This is a genomic window from Motiliproteus sp. (genome assembly GCF_965230735.1).
Lineage (GTDB): Bacteria > Pseudomonadota > Gammaproteobacteria > Pseudomonadales > Balneatricaceae > Motiliproteus.
The window spans coordinates 551,802-568,224 of record NZ_OZ246016.1; the positions used below are offsets into that span (position 1 = coordinate 551,802).

13 protein-coding genes are annotated in these 16,423 nt (G+C 60.9%); 6 read left to right on the forward strand and 7 right to left on the reverse strand.

The window, feature by feature from the left end; all coding sequences use genetic code 11:
* Positions 1-25 precede the first annotated feature (25 nt).
* Complete coding sequence (locus ACO05M_RS02620) at positions 26-2,143, forward strand: MFS transporter (RefSeq protein ID WP_421867382.1); 2,118 nt, start codon at positions 26-28, stop codon at positions 2,141-2,143.
* Between the two features lie 71 nt (positions 2,144-2,214).
* Here the strand turns inward: ACO05M_RS02620 and ACO05M_RS02625 are convergent, their stop codons facing one another.
* Positions 2,215-2,985, reverse strand: a complete 771-nt coding sequence (locus tag ACO05M_RS02625) for an SDR family oxidoreductase (protein WP_421867385.1) — start codon at positions 2,983-2,985, stop codon at positions 2,215-2,217.
* A 192-nt stretch (positions 2,986-3,177) separates the two neighbouring features.
* Here ACO05M_RS02625 and ACO05M_RS02630 point away from each other — a divergent pair, with 192 nt between their 5' ends.
* From ACO05M_RS02630 to ACO05M_RS02640, 3 genes are read left to right on the forward strand one after another with little or no spacing between them, the layout of a single operon-like run.
* The gene (locus ACO05M_RS02630) at positions 3,178-3,354 is read left to right on the forward strand and encodes a hypothetical protein (RefSeq protein WP_421867387.1); all 177 of its coding nucleotides are present in this window, start codon (positions 3,178-3,180) and stop codon (positions 3,352-3,354) included.
* The gene (locus ACO05M_RS02635) at positions 3,341-5,476 is read left to right on the forward strand and encodes a marine proteobacterial sortase target protein (protein WP_421867390.1); all 2,136 of its coding nucleotides are present in this window, start codon (positions 3,341-3,343) and stop codon (positions 5,474-5,476) included. Before ACO05M_RS02630 ends, ACO05M_RS02635 begins: the two co-directional genes overlap by 14 nt.
* Complete coding sequence (locus ACO05M_RS02640; RefSeq protein WP_421867393.1) at positions 5,470-6,132, forward strand: class GN sortase; 663 nt, start codon at positions 5,470-5,472, stop codon at positions 6,130-6,132. The genes ACO05M_RS02635 and ACO05M_RS02640 overlap by 7 nt, the downstream gene beginning before the upstream one ends.
* Positions 6,133-6,748: 616 nt before the next feature.
* On the opposite strand, the gene ACO05M_RS02645 is transcribed toward ACO05M_RS02640, so the two are convergent.
* The gene (locus ACO05M_RS02645; RefSeq protein ID WP_421867396.1) at positions 6,749-7,966 is read right to left on the reverse strand and encodes an aspartate aminotransferase family protein; all 1,218 of its coding nucleotides are present in this window, start codon (positions 7,964-7,966) and stop codon (positions 6,749-6,751) included.
* A 258-nt stretch (positions 7,967-8,224) separates the two neighbouring features.
* On the opposite strand from ACO05M_RS02645, the gene ACO05M_RS02650 reads away from it, so the two are divergent.
* Positions 8,225-9,262 carry a GlxA family transcriptional regulator gene (locus ACO05M_RS02650; protein ID WP_421867398.1) on the forward strand — a complete coding sequence of 346 codons (1,038 nt, stop codon included), beginning with the start codon at positions 8,225-8,227 and terminating at the stop codon, positions 9,260-9,262.
* A 24-nt stretch (positions 9,263-9,286) separates the two neighbouring features.
* On the opposite strand, the gene ACO05M_RS02655 is transcribed toward ACO05M_RS02650, so the two are convergent.
* A complete protein-coding gene (locus ACO05M_RS02655) occupies positions 9,287-9,568 on the reverse strand; it encodes a hypothetical protein (RefSeq protein WP_421867400.1) in 282 nt (93 codons plus the stop codon).
* A 64-nt stretch (positions 9,569-9,632) separates the two neighbouring features.
* Positions 9,633-10,106 carry an Lrp/AsnC family transcriptional regulator gene (locus ACO05M_RS02660; RefSeq protein WP_421867402.1) on the reverse strand — a complete coding sequence of 158 codons (474 nt, stop codon included), beginning with the start codon at positions 10,104-10,106 and terminating at the stop codon, positions 9,633-9,635.
* A 413-nt stretch (positions 10,107-10,519) separates the two neighbouring features.
* On the opposite strand from ACO05M_RS02660, the gene ACO05M_RS02665 reads away from it, so the two are divergent.
* Positions 10,520-11,581 carry an arginine N-succinyltransferase gene (locus tag ACO05M_RS02665; protein WP_421867405.1) on the forward strand — a complete coding sequence of 354 codons (1,062 nt, stop codon included), beginning with the start codon at positions 10,520-10,522 and terminating at the stop codon, positions 11,579-11,581.
* Between the two features lie 67 nt (positions 11,582-11,648).
* Here the strand turns inward: ACO05M_RS02665 and ACO05M_RS02670 are convergent, their stop codons facing one another.
* The 3 genes from ACO05M_RS02670 to astB are packed head-to-tail and all read right to left on the reverse strand — an operon-like array spanning position 11,649 to position 16,370.
* Complete coding sequence (locus ACO05M_RS02670) at positions 11,649-12,722, reverse strand: ACP S-malonyltransferase (RefSeq protein WP_421867409.1); 1,074 nt, start codon at positions 12,720-12,722, stop codon at positions 11,649-11,651.
* Complete coding sequence (locus ACO05M_RS02675; RefSeq protein ID WP_421867411.1) at positions 12,719-14,962, reverse strand: dehydrogenase E1 component subunit alpha/beta; 2,244 nt, start codon at positions 14,960-14,962, stop codon at positions 12,719-12,721. Before ACO05M_RS02675 ends, ACO05M_RS02670 begins: the two co-directional genes overlap by 4 nt.
* A gap of 55 nt (positions 14,963-15,017) precedes the next feature.
* A complete protein-coding gene (gene astB, locus ACO05M_RS02680; RefSeq protein WP_421867414.1) occupies positions 15,018-16,370 on the reverse strand; it encodes an N-succinylarginine dihydrolase in 1,353 nt (450 codons plus the stop codon).
* Positions 16,371-16,423 lie beyond the last annotated feature (53 nt).

Below are 16,423 nucleotides of genomic sequence, written 5' to 3' on the forward strand. Positions count from 1 at the left end.
CTAACCACCCAACGAGACCACCGCCTTGCGCCTGACACTGCTTTCGTTTGCCTCGCTGTTTATCAGCTGTTTCATCATGATGCTGGGCAACGGCTTGATCAATATCCTGTTGCCGGTACGCATGGGGATGGATCAGCTCGGCACCGACACCATCGGTATGGTGCTGTCGCTCTATTTTGTCGGCATGCTGCTGGGTGGTATCTACGCCCGACTGCTGATCCGTCGGGCCGGACATATCCGGATGTTCGCCGGCTGTCTGGCGCTGGCGGCGGTCAGCATCCTGGTTTGCAGCCTGGCCTCGGACCCGATTCTGTGGGCGGCGATGCGGATTCTGATCGGATTCTGTAACGCCTGCGCCTACACCGCGATGGAGAGCTGGCTCAGCGAGAGCTCCACCAAGGAGACCCGCGGCAAAGTATTGGCGTTCTATCAGGTCGTCACCCTGGTGGCACTGTTCTGCGGCCAGTTCCTGATCAACCTGGCCAGTCCGGCCGGCACCGTGCTGTTCGTCCTCAGCGGCATTCTGCTCTGCGCCTCGATCGTGCCGATCGTGCTGAGCCGCAGCAGCGGCCCGACGGTGGAAGAGATCGAACCGATGTCGCTGCTCGCACTCTACCGCATCTCGCCGCTGGGGGTTGTCAGCTGTTTCGTATCCGGCTGGATCTACTCCGCCGCGTTCAACATGCTGCCGGTGTTCGCCGACAGCTACGGCATCATCGATTTCCAGCTGTCGCTGTACATGGGTGCTGCGATCATGGGCGCCTTTCTGCTGCAGTTCCCGGTGGGCTACCTGTCGGACCGGTTTGACCGCCGGACCGTACTGCTGGCCAGTTTGATAATCTCTGCCATAGCAGGTTTCAGCGTCACCCTGCTGGCCGATGAGAGCCTGTTCTGGATGATGTCGGTCGCCACCGGCATCACCTGCGGCATCATCGCCTGTACCTATCCGCTGAGTATCTCGGAAACCTTCGATAAGTTGCGCCAGAGCGAGATGGTCGCCGGTATGGGTTGTTTGATCCTGGCCTTCTCGTTGGGCGGTATTGTCGGCCCCTACTCCACCTCGCTGGTGATGGAGCAGTTCGGCAACAGCTCGCTGTTCGGATTCCTGGGTGTACTGCAGCTGCTGCTCTGCGTCTTCGTGGTCTATCGGATGTTTGCCCGCGAGGCGCTGCCGGCAGATCAGCAGGAGAAGTTCGTTATGCAGGCGGCTGCGATTCCCCCGGTGGTCGACCTCGACCCGCGGACCGAGTACCAGGAGCCGGATTCACCGCTTAGCCCGGAGGCCGAACTGGCGGCGGCGGTGGCCGATACCGACCCGGCGGCAGCGATTCGGATGGCCAAGGCCGTGGCCATCAACACCCCCGAACAGGTCGCCGAAATGGCCGGTGCCATGGCCGCCATCACCGCCGTCGACGGCCTGCGTCTGCAGGAAGCGCTGATCGAGGCCGTACCCGATCAGGCCGCTGAAATTACTTCTGCCATTGTTACCGCCAATTCGGAGCTAGCCTCGGATCTAATCGCCCAGATCGCCACTACCCTGCCCAGCCAGGTCGTCGAGATCGCAACCCGTATCGGTACCGAAAACCCCGATCTACGGGTCGAGATGGCCACGGCGATGATCGCAGCCGATCCGGAATCCGCCGTCGAAGTCACCGAGTTCTACGCCAAGCTTATGGCTGAAGAGCACGAGGCGATCCGGCCGGCCGACCGAGAGGAGGACACCACCGATCAGGCGGCGGTAGAACTGGTCTCATCTATCACAGAGCTGGCGCCGGAGCAGGCGCTGGATGTGGCGGTGACCATGGTCGAAGCGATTCCCGATACCGCCACCCAGGTGACCGAAGAGTACGTCGGCAACCTGTCCGAATGTCAGAGCGATGAAGTGATCGAAGAACTGATCGAAACCGTCGACAGCATCAATACGCCGGAAGAGGCGGTGCAGGAACTGAATCAGGAGGCGGTCGAGTTCGTCTCCCGGATCTCCGAAGCGGCGCCGGAACAGGCGGTGGATGTGGCTGTAACCGTGGTCGAAGCGATCCCGGAGGTGGCCAGCGAGCTGATCGACGAGCTGAACGAGCGCAGTGACAGCGACGAGATCGATATGGTGATGAAGCTGGAAGATCGACCCGACAACGACCAGTAATACCGACCGCTGCGCCCAAACCCTTAACCCCGCACCGGTCTAAACAGCCCGGTGCGGGGAATCCCTGCCGCTTACTTGGCGGTAAAGCCCCCGTCGACAAACAACACCTGACCGGTGACATAGTCCGACGCCCGCGAGCAGAGAAAGATCAGCGGTCCGTCCAGGTCCTGCAGCTGGCCATTACGTCCAATCGCCGTCTGATCCGCCAACTGCTGCGACCTCACCGGGTCTTCAAACACCGGCGCAGTCAGCTCGGTGGGGAAAAACCCCGGCGCGATCGCGTTGCAGCCGATCCCATCCGCCGACCAGGCCTCGGCCATCGCCCGGGTCATCTGCGCCACCCCGCCCTTGGAGGCACCGTAGGGCAGGCTGTTGGCGAACGCCCGCTGCGATTGTAGTGAAGCGATATTGATCACCCGCCCCCAGCCCTTGGCTTTCATCGCCGGTACCATGGCCAGCGCCAGAAAGAACGGCACCTTGAGGTTGATATCCAGCGTTTGATCCCAGCTTTGCGGGCTGACCTCGTCTACCGGCTGACGCAGATTCAATCCGGCCGCATTGACCAGAATATCCGGAGCACCAAAGGGTTCACCAGCCTGCTCCACCACTTTAGCCAACCCATCAAAGTCACTCAGATCGGCGGCCAGCGCCGCCGCCTGACCGCCCTGCTGCTCAATCAACACCACCGTTTGTTGCAATGCTTCGGCGCGGCGCGCGATGACCACCACCTGCGCACCGGCAGCCGCTAGGGCCAGTGCCACCGCACGGCCGATTCCCGAACTGGCGCCGCTTACCAGTGCCACTCGACCCGCCAAGCTGAATGCATTCAGAGCATGATTCATTTCAATACTTCCGTTGTTATTGTTTTGAGGCCCTATCGATCTGCACTGTACCAGACCCGATACGACCAGCGCTGCCTGTTCGCGGCCCGCCTCCCTTTTTACTCCATTTTCTCTCCACCCCCGCTCCCATACCTGTCACCCCGGCACTGCTGTAATGCAAACCTCCCCCAAACATCGCCGAGGTTGCCCGACATGCCTTACTTCGTTCCGATCAGTGACGATCCACAACTCAACGCCGAAGAGCTTGGCCGCTATCGGCTGGTGCCCTATCACCCCGATTACCGGATCCTGCACGCCCCACCGCGGGTTCGCCGACACCCGGGCACTGCAGCCAAATCAACCGGAGGGCAGCGTCATGCTAAGGATTAAACCAGCCCTGACACTGCTGCTGTGGCTGCTGTCCGGCTGGGCGGCGGCGATCACCAGCCCGCTGGAGGCTGACAATCGAGCGACCGAAACGGCTCGACTGGAACTGATCGGCGAGTCAGGCAGCCGCCAGCCGGCGTTGCTGCAGCAGACCAAGGTGCATTTTGAGATCGCCGGACTGCTGGTACGGACCCGGGTCAGCCAGACCTTCCGCAACGATGGCAGCGACTGGGTCGAAGGTGTTTACAGCTACCCGCTGCCGGAACAGGCCGCCGTGGATCGATTGCGAATGCGGATCGGCGAGCGATTGATCGAAGGCGAAATTCAGGAGCGCCAGCAGGCCCGCAAAACCTATCAGCAGGCCAAGCAGAGCGGCCAGCGAACCAGCCTGATCGAGCAGCAACGACCGAATATCTTCACCACGTCGGTAGCCAATATTGGCCCCGGTGAAACCATCACCATCGAGATCGAGTACCAGCAACAGGCCCGCTACGACAGCGGTGACTTCCGGCTGCGCTTTCCGATGGTGATCCTACCGCGTTACATCCCCGGGCAGCCGCTGTCACCGATGAACCCCGACGACGATCATCACGGCGATCTGCCCCAGCTGTCCGAGTCCGCACCGATTCAGCTCAATGGCGACGGTTTCGGCTGGGCCGCACCGACCGATCAGGTGCCCGATGCCCCGCTGATCACCCCGCCGGTAGCCGATCCCGGCCAGTCGCTACCCAACCGGGTCCGGATCAGCGCTCATCTCAATGCCGGTTTTGAATTGGCAAAAGTCCGCAGCAGTTACCACGGGATCGAGCTGGAAAGCCTCGGTCCGACCGAGGCCAAGATTCGCTTGTCCGACACCCAGGTAAAAGCCGACCGCGATTTCGAGTTGGTCTGGACCCCGACACCGAGTCAGGCCCCTCAGGCCGCGCTGCTGTCCCACCAACAGGGCGATCAGCATTACGGCCTGTTGATGCTGGTTCCCCCAACTGCCAACGCCGAGCAGCCGCTACCCCGGGCGGTCACCCTGATCCTGGATATCTCCGGCTCGATGCACGGCGATTCCATTGCCCAGGCGCGCCAGAGCCTGCTGCGGGCAATCGACGACCTGAGCTCGCAGGATCGCTTCAATCTGATCCTGTTCAACAACAGCAGCTACGCGCTGTTCAACCAGCCCCAACCGGCAAACGATCACTACCGCTCCAAGGCGCGACGACTGGTGGCCGGGGTCGAAGCCAACGGCGGTACCGAAATGGCCGGCGCGATCCGGCAGGCCCTGTCACAATCGCCCCAGCCGGGTTATGTCGAGCAGGTGCTGTTTATCACCGACGGCGCGGTCGGCAATGAAGACGCGCTGTTCAACCTGATCGAGCAGCAGCTGGGGCAGCGCCGACTGTTCACCATCGGCATCGGCTCGGCCCCCAACAGCCACTTTATGACCAAGGCGGCCCAGCTCGGGCGCGGCACCTTCACCTATATCGGCGCCAGCCATGAGGTGGAACAGAAGATGACAACGCTGTTGGACAAACTGCGCGCCCCGCTGCTGACCGACCTGAAGCTGGACGCGGACCAAGCGCTGCAAAGCTACCCGGCAAGGATTCCGGATCTGTACCGGGGCGAGCCGCTGATTCTGAGCTACCGAGCCGACCAGCCTCCGAAGCAACTGCAACTCAGCGGCCGTATCGGCGATCAACACTGGCAACAGACAATCCAGCTGCAATCCAACGGCAACAACCCGGCGGTACCGGTGCTCTGGGGTCGGGCCCGGATCGCCGAGCTGATGGACCAACACCGCCGCGCCGCTCCCGGCGAACCGCGCCGGCAGCTTCGCCAACAGATCGTCGACACCGCCCTGGCCCACCAGCTGGTGTCCAAATTCACCAGTCTGGTGGCGGTGGACAAGACCCCGGCTCGACCCAGCCAGTCTTCGCTGAAAACCCAGGTCGAGAAAACCGAACTAGCCAAAGGCATCAGCCACCAGAAGATCTTCGGCATGGCCAAAACCGCCACCCCGGCCCAACGCCAGATACTGATCGGACTGGCGCTGCTGCTCGCCGCGCTACTGCTGGCCCTGTTTCAGCAGCGCCAGCAAGGTCGTCGCCACAGCTCCAACGAGGCTCTGCCATGCTGATCCGCCTGCTGAGAAATCGATGGGGCCTGATCGCCCTGCTGCTGGCCGGTGGCTGGCAGCTTGGCAGCGGCGGCTGGATCTGGGCCAAGGCCTGGCTGGCCCAGCAACTGCTCGATCACAGCTGGACCACGATGCAGGCCGATCCTAACGCCCAACCGATCAAGCCCTGGCCCTGGGCCGATACCTATGCTCGCGGCCGACTCCAGATCCCGTCGCTGCAGATCGATCAGATCGTGCTCGACGGCGACAGCGGCCGCACCCTCGCCTTCGGCCCTGGGCTAAGCCATGCCGGTCGCGACATCGGCGAGCCCGGTGTGACCCTGATCAGCGGCCACCGCGACACCCATTTCGATTTTATGCCGCAGCTACGCGAATCGATGGAGATTCGGTTGCAGAGCCGAACCGGCGAACGGCGTTATCGGGTCAGCGAGCGCCGGGTGGTCGACAGCCGTGATGGTGGCATCAGTCTGGATCCGGATCGGGATGGGTTGTTACTGGTGACCTGTTACCCATTTGAGAACTGGCAGCCGGGGGGGCCGTTACGGTTTCTGGTCTGGGCGGAACCGGTTGAGTCCGATGAGGTGTCGGGGGAGGACAGTGGGTCGGTGCAGCCGGTAATCGGACGGGTCAAGGAGGATATACGGCGGATAATCTGATGTGGCCTGTTTCGATCAAGGGGGTTGTTCTGGATTTCCGAGTGAAAGGAACGGTTACATTGCGCTCCCCCGAGCGCGTTCATTTTTGTTGCAACAAAAACGAACCAAAAAATGCTTTGCCCGATGACTTGGCCCTCCGGGCTTCCCTGCGCGCTGAATAGGAAAACGGGCTCCGATGGAAACTCGGCCTGCGGCCTCAAACAACCATCGTCACTTTTCCGTTTGCCTATTCAGTGCTCGGCTGCGTCAAGGGCGGTAGAGGCCGTGCAAGCCAACACCACATCATCTCAGGATTAACTCCCACTCCCCTTTTGCGCCGGTGAGCATTGAGCGGGTCGATGGATCAGCGAAGACGGCTGTCTGAGAGAGCGTAGCGAGCGAGTTTCCGTCGTAGCCCATCGGGCCGTTCAACGCGCAACGAAGTCGGCGAAGCCGACCAAGCAAGCGGGGCGCTTTTTCTTTGGTTCGGTTTCTTTTGCGCGGGCAAAAGAAATGAACGCGCTCGGGAAGAGCGCAACAAGGACGCTCAGCAAGCAAAGATAATCAGCCTTACCGCCATCTTTGCCGAAAAGAAAAAAGGGGCTGATAAAACAGCCCCTTAACAACTAACGCAGGATTAGCCTTCCGCCAACACCTTAGCGATGGCCCGCTCCAGTTTCGCCATCCCTTCCAGAATATCCGCCTCATCGATAATCAGCGACGGCGTCATCCGTAGCACCTTAGGTCCAGCCACCAGCAGCATCAGTCCTTCTTCACGGGCGGCGGCCAGGAACTGGGCGCCTTTGCCGTGCCATTCTTCGGTCAGCTCGGCACCGATCAGCAGGCCACTGCCGCGAATGTCGGTGAAGATACTGTGCTTGCTGTTGATCGCTTCCAGCTGCTCGACGAACAACTGGTGACGGTGGCCAACCCCGGCCAATACGTCCGGGGTATCGATCAGATCGACGACTGCTTCAGCCACGGCGCAGGCCAGCGGGTTACCGCCATAAGTGCTGCCGTGGGTGCCGAAGCCCAGGCTTTCGGCGGCTTTGGCGGTGGTCAGCATGGCACCGATCGGGAAGCCGCCACCCAACGCCTTGGCGCTGGTCAGCACATCCGGTGTTACCCCTAAGCCCTGGTAGGCAAACAGTTCGCCGGTCCGGCCAACGCCGGTCTGGATCTCATCGAACACCAGCAGCGCATTATGACGATCGCACAGCTCGCGCACGCCACGAGCGAATTCGGCATCGGCCGGGATCACTCCACCTTCGCCCAAAATCGGCTCCATCACCACCGCACAGACGCTGTCGTCCATCGCCGCTTCCAGTGCCGCCAGGTCGTTGTAGGGCACATGATCAATACCACCCGGAACCGGCTCAAAGCCTTCACGGTATTTGGGCTGACCACCAACGCTGACGGTAAACAGGGTACGGCCGTGGAACGACTGGCTGAAGCTGATAATGCGATGCTTGTGGGCACCGAAGTTGTCGTAGGCGTACTTGCGCACCATTTTGAAGGCGGCTTCGTTGGCTTCGGCGCCGGAGTTGCAGAAGAACACCCGCTCGGCAAAGGTCTTTTCGGTCAGCTTGCTGGCCAGGCGCAGGGCCGGCTCGTTGGTGTAGACGTTGCTCAGGTGCCAGAGTTTGTCGGTCTGCGTCTTCAAAACTTCAACCAGAGTCGGGTGGCAGTGGCCCAGCGCATTCACGGCGATACCGCCGGCAAAATCGATGTACTCGTTGCCTTCCTGATCCCAGAGTCGCGAGCCTTCACCGCGCACCGGAATCACCGCCTGGGGCGCATAATTGGGGACCATTACCTGATCGAATGTACTACGGTTTACCTGAAGCTCTGACATGGCCTGTTCCTTACTGATGAATCTGATCGAACGCTATAAATGCAGAAAGTGCATAGAAGCCTGCGATTGAGCCTTGATTATGCGTCAACCACAAGGGCCAGGCCCAGAGGTGGAATTGCGCCAAAGCGACCTGGACTTTTAAACCGCTGCCAAAATGTTGCAAAAAGTGGCCAGATGTAAAATATTCGCAATCTACACTGCGCCGAACCCAGTTCGCCGATGGTCTCGACAACAATAACAACGGGTACCCCCAACCGGATGCCAGCCTCCAACGTGCCTGCCAGCAACGCTAAGTCGACCGACACCGCGCCGATGCGGTTCGGTTTTCTGCTGCTGCCCAACTACTCGCTGATCGCCTTCTCGTCGGCGATCGAGGCGCTGCAGATGGCCAATTGGATTCGTGGGGAGACGCTCTATGAGAGCTGCCTGATCAGCCGTGACGGCGATCCGGTGATCAGCTCCAGCGGGGTCCAGACCGCAGTCGACCGGGGTCTGGAGCAGTGCGACGATCTGGACGTGCTGTTCGTCTGCGGTGCCAGCCCGATTGCACGTACCGGCAACGAAGAGGTGTTGGCCTGGCTGCGGCGCCAATCCCAGCGATCGATGGCGTTCGGCGGTATCGGTACCGGCTCCTACCTGCTCGCCTGCGCCGGCTTGCTGGACGGCTACAAAGCCACCATCCACTGGTGGGACCTGGCCCAACTGCGCGAAGAGTTCCCCCAGACCCACATCACCAACAGCCTGTTCGAGGTCGACGGAGGCCGCTACACCTGTAGCGGCGGCACCGCGGCGATGGACATGATGCTGTTTCTGATAGGGCTGAAGCACGGCTCAGAGCTGGCCGCCTCGATCTCCGAGCAGTTCGTTTGCGAGCGGATCCGCAGCGCCGAAGACAGCCAGCGGATCCCGCTGAAGCACCGGATCGGCGCCAATCAGCCAAAACTGATCGAGGCGGTGACCCTGATGGAAGCCAATATCGAGGAGCCGCTCAGTACCGACGACCTGGCCCATCACGTGGCCGTTTCACGGCGGCATCTGGAGCGGCTGTTTAAGAAACACCTGCAGACGGTGCCGTCCAAATTCTACCTGCAGCTGCGGATGGAGCGGGCCCGCCAACTGCTGCAACAGAGCGACAAGCCGATCCTGCAGGTAGCGCTGGCCTGCGGCTTCAGCAGCGCCTCCCATTTCAGCACCGCCTTTCGCAGCCACTTCGGCCTCACCCCCCGCGAAGAGCGTAAACGACTGACCGAAACGCCCCAGCTGGCGCCGCAGCGGTCGAGCTTGCATAAGCCTTGATCAAGCTATTGAGCAGCGGTTAACTTATCCGAGTTCTAGGTATTTCCATGTAGAGAGACCTAATTCAGCAGCCTTCTTCTTGGCATCTTTCTTCGTTTTAAAGCCTGTCACCCCGTGATTGTACAGCTCGGAGATCGCCTGCATTTCATCACGAATCATAGGAAAGCTAGTCTCCACTACCCCTTTCCCTCTGGGCTCTTTTTCTTCTTTTCTGAATACATAGCCGATTGTTTCTACTTCGATAGGGCCATCTAAATTATCAACGTAAAACTGAGGGTACTTGTGTGTTGTCACTAGAAAATACATTTTCCCTTCCTTGAGATGATTAGATTGAGACAGCAATAAATAACGCTTCTTCGTTTCAGTAACCCTAATCCAACAACTCCCCCAACGGATAACCTCGAAACGGCTTATCCTCGTTCAGTACCACATGGCTACTGATATTGACCTTGCCGGGCAGCAGGTCGAGCAGGCGGTCGTTGATGGCGTTGTAGCGTCCCATATCGGCGGCCACCACCTTCAGGAACAGGTCGAAGCTGCCGCTGACGGTGTAGCACTCCACCACTTCCTCGATCTCACCGGCCTGTTGCTGGAACTGCCGGAATGCCTCGGTGCTCTGGTCCTTCAAGCTGACGGTAGCGATCACGGTGACGCTGCGGCACAGCGCCGGCAGATTCAGCACGCTCAAATACGGACCGATCAGGCCCTGCTGCTCCAGTTTTTTGACCCGGTTCAGGCAGGAGCTGGGAGACAAGCCGACCCGTTCGGCCAGCTCTTGATTGGTGATCCGCGCCTCACGCTGAAGCGTCGAAATAATCTTGCGATTGATTCTATCCAGTGACATCGAAAGGGGGAGTTCTTCAGGAGGTTGATCGATTGACTTGTAACAAGCCGATAGACAGCCCTTTAACAACAAGCCCATGAGGTTGGATCTGTAAGTTTGGACCCGGATTCTTTACTTTTCAAGCCTGCCGAATTTTATTCGGCATGATGTCTATTTTTCGTATTTTATCGTGCGACGGCGGTGCTATTCGGCAGCTCATTTTCCGACGCTACCGGTAAACTATTGAGCATTATGAAAAATATTTCGAAGGCTTCTGCAGAGCTGGATCGGTGCGCCAGGGTTAGGCGAAAGCGGGCGAAATAGCGCAGTTTACCGGGTGTAAATGAGCATATTGAGCCCGGTTTCAACGACGCCATGGGGTGCCGAGTCGGTTCTGCTGGAGTCTTCAGCAGCCACTGCTTGAGGGGAAGCACATGCTGATCATCCGACCTTGCCAACATTCCGATCTTGCCGATCTGCTGAGTTTGTCCCGCGCCACCGGCGCCGGGATGACGTCGATGCCTGCCGACGAAACCGCCTGGCTGGCCAAGATCGAAGCCAGTCAGAACGCTTTCAGCCTGACTACCGATCCCTCAAAGCCTGCTTCCCATAGCTACTTTATGGTGCTGGAGGATCCCAACAGTGGCCGAGTGGTCGGTACCACCGCGGTCTATACCGGCATCGGTCTGGAGAAACCCTTCTACTCCTACAAACTGTCGACGCTGGTGACCCGCTCCCGAGATCTGGCATTGACCCGCAAAGCTCAGGTGCTGAATCTGGTCAACGATTACACCGGTTCCACCGAAGTCGGATCGCTGTTCCTGCTGCCAGAAGCGCGCCAGCCTGGCGTCGGGCGTTTTCTGTCCCGTGGTCGATTCCTACTGATGGCCGACTTCCCCACTCGCTTTGGTGACCGGGTGATGGCCGAGCTGCGGGGATGGCAGGACGAGCAGGGCCAGTCGCCGCTGTGGCAGCACCTGGGCAGCAAGTTCTTCGGGATCGAATTTCAGCAGGCGGTCGAGGCCGTAGCACTGAAAGGCCCGCAGTTTATTACCGATATGATGCCGCGCCATCCGATCCATCTGGAGCTGCTCCCCGACAGCGCCCGTGCCGTGATCGGCAAGCCCCACCCGAGCTCGGCACCGGCGATGAATATGCTGCTCAAGGAAGGGTTTGAGTTCGACGGCTATGTTGACCTGTTCGACGGCGGCCCGTCGATCCATGCCCAGATCAGCGAAGTTCACAGCGTGCGCGACAGCCGCACTGCACCGATCAGCATCAGCCGAGGTCCGCTGACCGCGGCCACCGAGATGATGCTCAGCAACGGCCAGTTGGAGCAGTTCCGGCTGGTCCAGGCCCCGGCCCGGTTGCTGGCCGACGGCCGACTACAGCTGGAAGCCGCTACGGCCGAAGCGCTGCAGCTGCAGGAAGGAGACGCTGTTCGCTTCCTCGAAAGCCGCCAGGGCCAGAGTCAGGCCCAGAGCGCGGTGGCCTAAACCGCCGCATACCAATCCGGTTCCAGAGCCCTTGCGGTTTAGTGAGGGCTAACCCACTAAATCACCCCTAAACCACGAAAGCCCGCTGTGATTCTATTCCCATCGACAGCAGGTAAGGCTCGCGCTGCTGGGACTCGATAAAATCCTGCTTGCTACGCCAACCGTTCCAACCGATCTGAATCAGACTCTGAGCCACCGCGCCGCCGAGGGTGGCGCCGGGGCCAAGCAGCACGATCCGCTCAGGGGCATATTCTCGCACCGCCACCTGTATCGCGGCGGTGAAGTCGTAGGGCTGCACCACCTGATGATCGAGGGTGTAGCGCCACAGCGCCTCAGTGTTGCTCGATAACGGCGACCAGCAACCGCCACGGCCATCGACCAGCGAAATCGTAGGAGACTGGAGCCGATCCGGCGGGAACTGCTGTCGACCTTGGGCCGCATTGTCCTGCATCAGCGGGGTATGGAAGGCGGCATGGTTGTAGAGCCGCATCGGGTAGCGGTCTTGCTCCGGTGTCAGTTCGCCCTGCAAACGTTTCAACGCCGCTTCGTTGCCGCCGAACACCCGCAGACCACCCAGTCGGATCGACAGGTAGAGTTCGCAGCCGGATTCGGAATTGATCTGCTCGGTCAGCGTATCCAGCTGTTCGGACCGCCCCGGAATCGGCCGCCAGTCCGAATCCACCTCCGGGTAGATCAACTGCCCACCCGACAATGACTGGTGCATCAGGGTGCCCATGCCGTTGATCAGTTCGAACGCCTGCGCTGGTCCCTCTGCATCGACGCCCATCGCATTAACCGCACCAAGCGCACCACTGCAGCCCAGGGCGATATACCAGCCCATGGAGTTGCCGGTCAGGGCACAGATCTCGTAACGGTCCCGGTCGATCGACAGAAAATCGGCGTAGGCGCAGGCCCAGATCAGTGCCGAGGCGTTATCTCCGCGGCTGTGCTGGGTCATGCTGTAGCGCTCAACCCCATCCAGCTCGCTGAGCCGGGGTTGACCCAGTGCCTGGCGCTGCTGGTCCAGGGCCGCCAATAGCGCTGGCTTATCGGCGTGGTAACGCTGCAAGTAGCCCAGCTCGGTGGCGTTGTAGGTGCCGCGCCCGGGGCAGATCACCAGGGTTTTCAGTTTACTGCTCATGATGAGGCTCCCGGCTTTGCCCCAGAACTAGGTTCCAATCCCATCAGATTCAGGGCTGCCTGCTCTATGGTTTGCTTCGACGGCAGCGTAATCGTGGCCGCCCGGCCTAGCGGAATAAAGCTGTCGTCGGCACTGAGTCGCTGCAGTTTCGGCGGTGATGGCAGCTTTTCGCTAACCAGACTGACCAACTGCTCTCCCAGCGAGCCGGTGGTGCGGCACTCATCGACGATCAGCAGATGCTCACACTCGGCCACCGCCTCGAGGATCGCCGCCTCGTTCAACGGCATCAGCCAGCGCAGATCGATCACCCGCAACTCAACTCCCCGTTGCTCCAATGCCCGAGCGGCCTGCAAACTCAAGTAGTAACCGTTGCCGTAGCTCAGGATCGCCAGCTGGCGCCCCTCTCCGTGCTGGTGAAGCTGTCCCAACGCAATCGGCTGTGCTTGCTCGGGTGGGCGGTAGTGACTGGTCCACAGGCCGTCGTCGGGCTCGTGCAGATCACGGGTCATATAGAGGGCGATCGGTTCGATAAACACCACGATACGCTGCTCTTCGCGGGCCAACCGCACCGCTTCGCGCATCATCTCGACCGCATCGCTGCCGTTGCTGGGGCAGACCAGCACCAGGCCGGGAATATCACGGAACACATTGAGACTGTTGTCGTTGTGGAAATGGCCGCCGAAGCCTTTCTGGTAGCCCAGCCCGGCGATCCGGATCACCATCGGGTTGGTGTACTGGCCGTTGGAGAAGAAACTCAGCGTCGCCGCCTCACCACGGACCTGATCTTCGGCATTGTGGACGTAGGCCAGGAATTGAATCTCCGGGATCGGCACGAAGCCGTTGTGGGCCGCCCCGATCGCCAGCCCCAGAATGCTCTGCTCGTCCAGCAGGGTGTTGATCACCCGGTGCTGACCGAACTTTTCGCTGAGTTTGCTGGTGACGTTATAGACCCCACCCTTGGGGCCGATATCCTCGCCCATCATCAGGATCTCGTCGTGTTCGAGCATCAGATCGGCCAGCGCCCAGTTGAGCAGTCGGGCCAGGTGCTGCGGCTGCTCCATCATCCGGATTTCACGCCCGAAGCGCTGCTCCCTCAGCGTCTGATCGACCGGATTACCCGGCTTCGGCTGGCGGCTCGGCGGAATCAAGCTGGCCATCACCGCCGCACTGCTGTCGAGCTTGGGACGCTGGATCGCCAGCTCGGCCACCCGGGCAACCCGCTCGGCGGTCTCCCGGTACAGATCCACCAGCTGACCCGGTCGCAACCCGGCCTGCTCGATCAGCAACCGGGCCGAGTGCAGCAGCGGATCCTGGGCTTCCACCGCTTCAATCTGGTCGCGACGCCGGTAGGCCACCTCGGCATCGGAACCGGCATGGCCCAACAGTCGCACTGTGCGCAAGTGCAGAAACACCGGCTGTCGGAACCGTCTCGCCAGCCTCTCGGCTTCACGGGCGGCCCGGTAGCTGTCGAGCAGGTTCAAGCCATCGGCATACAGATAATGCAGCCCCGGACGCTGGCTGAAGGCGGCGTGGATCCAGCCGTTCGGGGTGCTGGTGGAGATACCGATACCGTTGTCTTCGCAGATAAACACCAGCGGCAGCGGAACCCCCTGATAACTGGTCCAGCAGGCGGTGTTGATCGCCCCCTGGGCGGTACTGTGGTTGGCCGAGGCATCGCCGAAGCTGCACAGCACCAGGCCGTCGTGATCCAGCTCGCCGTCGTGCCCCATCCGCTTGGCCAGCGGAATCGAATAGGCGGCACCAACCGCCTTGGGCAGATGCGAGGCGATGGTGCTGGTCTGGGGCGGCACGAACAGTGACTTGCTGCCGAGCACCTTGTGACGGCCGCCGGAGATCGGGTCCTCACTGGAGGCGGCAAAACTCAACAGCATGTCCCACAGCGGTGTCTCACCGGGGGTCTGCCGTGCCCGCTGGATCAGAAAGGCCGCATCGCGATAATGCAGGAACGCCATGTCATCCTGACGGAAGGCGGCGGCCAGCGCCGCGTTGCCCTCATGGCCGGCACTGCCGATGGTGTAGAACGACTCCCCCCGGGCCTGCAACTTGCGCGAGCACAGATCCAGATGACGACTGAGCAGCTGGGTCTCAAACAGCTCAATCAGTTTCTCGCGGCCCAGACCGGCCTGGTCCAGGGTGACGGGATTGGCCGGATCCGGCAGATCGCCAGCAGCCACGCGGTTAAGGAAATTCGTTTCGACGATCTCGGCACGGTTTTGCATTGGTTTTCCTTATTCTTTGCAACGGTTCCGAACGAGTAGGATTTGCTTGGCCCGCTCAGCGCTGGAACGGATAGACCGATCCCAACTGCAGGATCTCGGTCAGCTCGTTCAGTGCGGTTCGCGATTCCATCAGCAGCTGCGGGTCGGCCAGATCCGCCGGTAGCAGCCGGTCACGGTAGTGTTTGTCGACCCAGCGGTTCAGCCGCGCATAGAGCGCATCGCTCATCAGCGTCGCCTGGTTGGTCGCTGCCAGTTCGGCTTCATTCAGCACCACCCGCAACCGCAGGCAGGCCGGGCCGCCGCCGTTACTCATGCTCTGCTTCAGATCGAACACGACCACTTCGCTGATCGGGTTGTCGGCCGCTTTGATCTGCTCCAGCAGGCTCCAAACCTTGGGATTGTCACGACACTCCTCCGGCACCACGATCAGCATCCGCTCGTCATCCAGGCTCAGCAGCTGGGAGTTGAACAGATAGCAGCGCACCGCTTCGTCGACACTGAGTTGCTCGCTGTTGATCTCGACGATATGCAGCTTGCGCTGGCCGTTGGTCTGGATCTCAAACTGTCGCTGCAGCCGCGCCTTGACCTCGGTCTGATTCAGAAACGCCTGCTCGTGGCATAGCAGCAGGTTGCCGTTACCGACCGCGATCACATCATTGTGGAACACACCCTGATCGATCACCGACGGGTTCTGCTGTGCGAACACCACCCCGGCGCTGTTGAGCTGGTGCGAACGCACGATCGCCTGGGACGCTTCCAGGGTCTGACGAGCCGGATAGCGGCTAGGACGGGGTTGGGTTTCGTCGAAGGCATGACGGCCGTAGACAAAGAACTCGATCCCCTGCTCGCCATAGCTGCCGCACAGGCGGGTATGGTTGGCCGCCCCTTCGTCGCCGAAGTGCTCAACCCCCGGCAAGGCCGGGTGGTGCTTGAAGTGACGCTGGGACGGGAAGGTCGCGGCCAGAATCCGCCCGGTGGTGTTGTGCTCGATCGAACGGTGGAACTTGTTGGTCAGGTTGGCCGGAGTGAAATGAACCCGACCGTCGTGGGCGTCGGCACTGGGTGAAACCGTGGCGGCGTTGGCGGTCCACATACTCGATGCCGAACAGCAGGCCGCCAGGATCCGCGGTGCCTTTTTCGCCGCCTGGGCCAGCACCTGGGCATCGCTGCCGGAAAAGCCGATCCGGCGCAGGGTATGGATGTCGGGGCGCTCCTGCGGCGCCAACACACCCTGAACAAAGCCGCGGTCGTGCAGCGCCTTCATCTTCGCCAACCCCTGCCGGGCCGCCAGTTTCGGGTTTGCGGCCCGATCCTGGTTGCCCTCGGAGGCGATATTGCCGAACGACAACCCGGCATAGTTGTGGGTCGGGCCAACCAGCCCGTCAAAATTGGCTTCAAAGGCTTTCATCAATGCACTACCTCTATTGCGATCCGCGGGGTGGAGGGCATCCACCGATAAAT

What these genes read in the sequence shown, in the direction of transcription:
- ACO05M_RS02625 (WP_421867385.1), bottom strand. Translation starts at nt 2,985, where the DNA reads ATGAATCATGCTCTGAATGCATTCAGCTTGGCGGGTCGAGTGGCACTG.
- ACO05M_RS02665 (WP_421867405.1), top strand. Translation starts at nt 10,520, where the DNA reads ATGCTGATCATCCGACCTTGCCAACATTCCGATCTTGCCGATCTGCTG.
- ACO05M_RS02640 (WP_421867393.1), top strand. Translation starts at nt 5,470, where the DNA reads ATGCTGATCCGCCTGCTGAGAAATCGATGGGGCCTGATCGCCCTGCTG.
- ACO05M_RS02630 (WP_421867387.1), top strand. Translation starts at nt 3,178, where the DNA reads ATGCCTTACTTCGTTCCGATCAGTGACGATCCACAACTCAACGCCGAA.
- ACO05M_RS02655 (WP_421867400.1), bottom strand. Translation starts at nt 9,568, where the DNA reads ATGTATTTTCTAGTGACAACACACAAGTACCCTCAGTTTTACGTTGAT.
- astB (WP_421867414.1), bottom strand. Translation starts at nt 16,370, where the DNA reads ATGAAAGCCTTTGAAGCCAATTTTGACGGGCTGGTTGGCCCGACCCAC.
- ACO05M_RS02660 (WP_421867402.1), bottom strand. Translation starts at nt 10,106, where the DNA reads ATGTCACTGGATAGAATCAATCGCAAGATTATTTCGACGCTTCAGCGT.
- ACO05M_RS02675 (WP_421867411.1), bottom strand. Translation starts at nt 14,962, where the DNA reads ATGCAAAACCGTGCCGAGATCGTCGAAACGAATTTCCTTAACCGCGTG.
- ACO05M_RS02670 (WP_421867409.1), bottom strand. Translation starts at nt 12,722, where the DNA reads ATGAGCAGTAAACTGAAAACCCTGGTGATCTGCCCCGGGCGCGGCACC.
- ACO05M_RS02635 (WP_421867390.1), top strand. Translation starts at nt 3,341, where the DNA reads ATGCTAAGGATTAAACCAGCCCTGACACTGCTGCTGTGGCTGCTGTCC.
- ACO05M_RS02650 (WP_421867398.1), top strand. Translation starts at nt 8,225, where the DNA reads ATGCCAGCCTCCAACGTGCCTGCCAGCAACGCTAAGTCGACCGACACC.
- ACO05M_RS02645 (WP_421867396.1), bottom strand. Translation starts at nt 7,966, where the DNA reads ATGTCAGAGCTTCAGGTAAACCGTAGTACATTCGATCAGGTAATGGTC.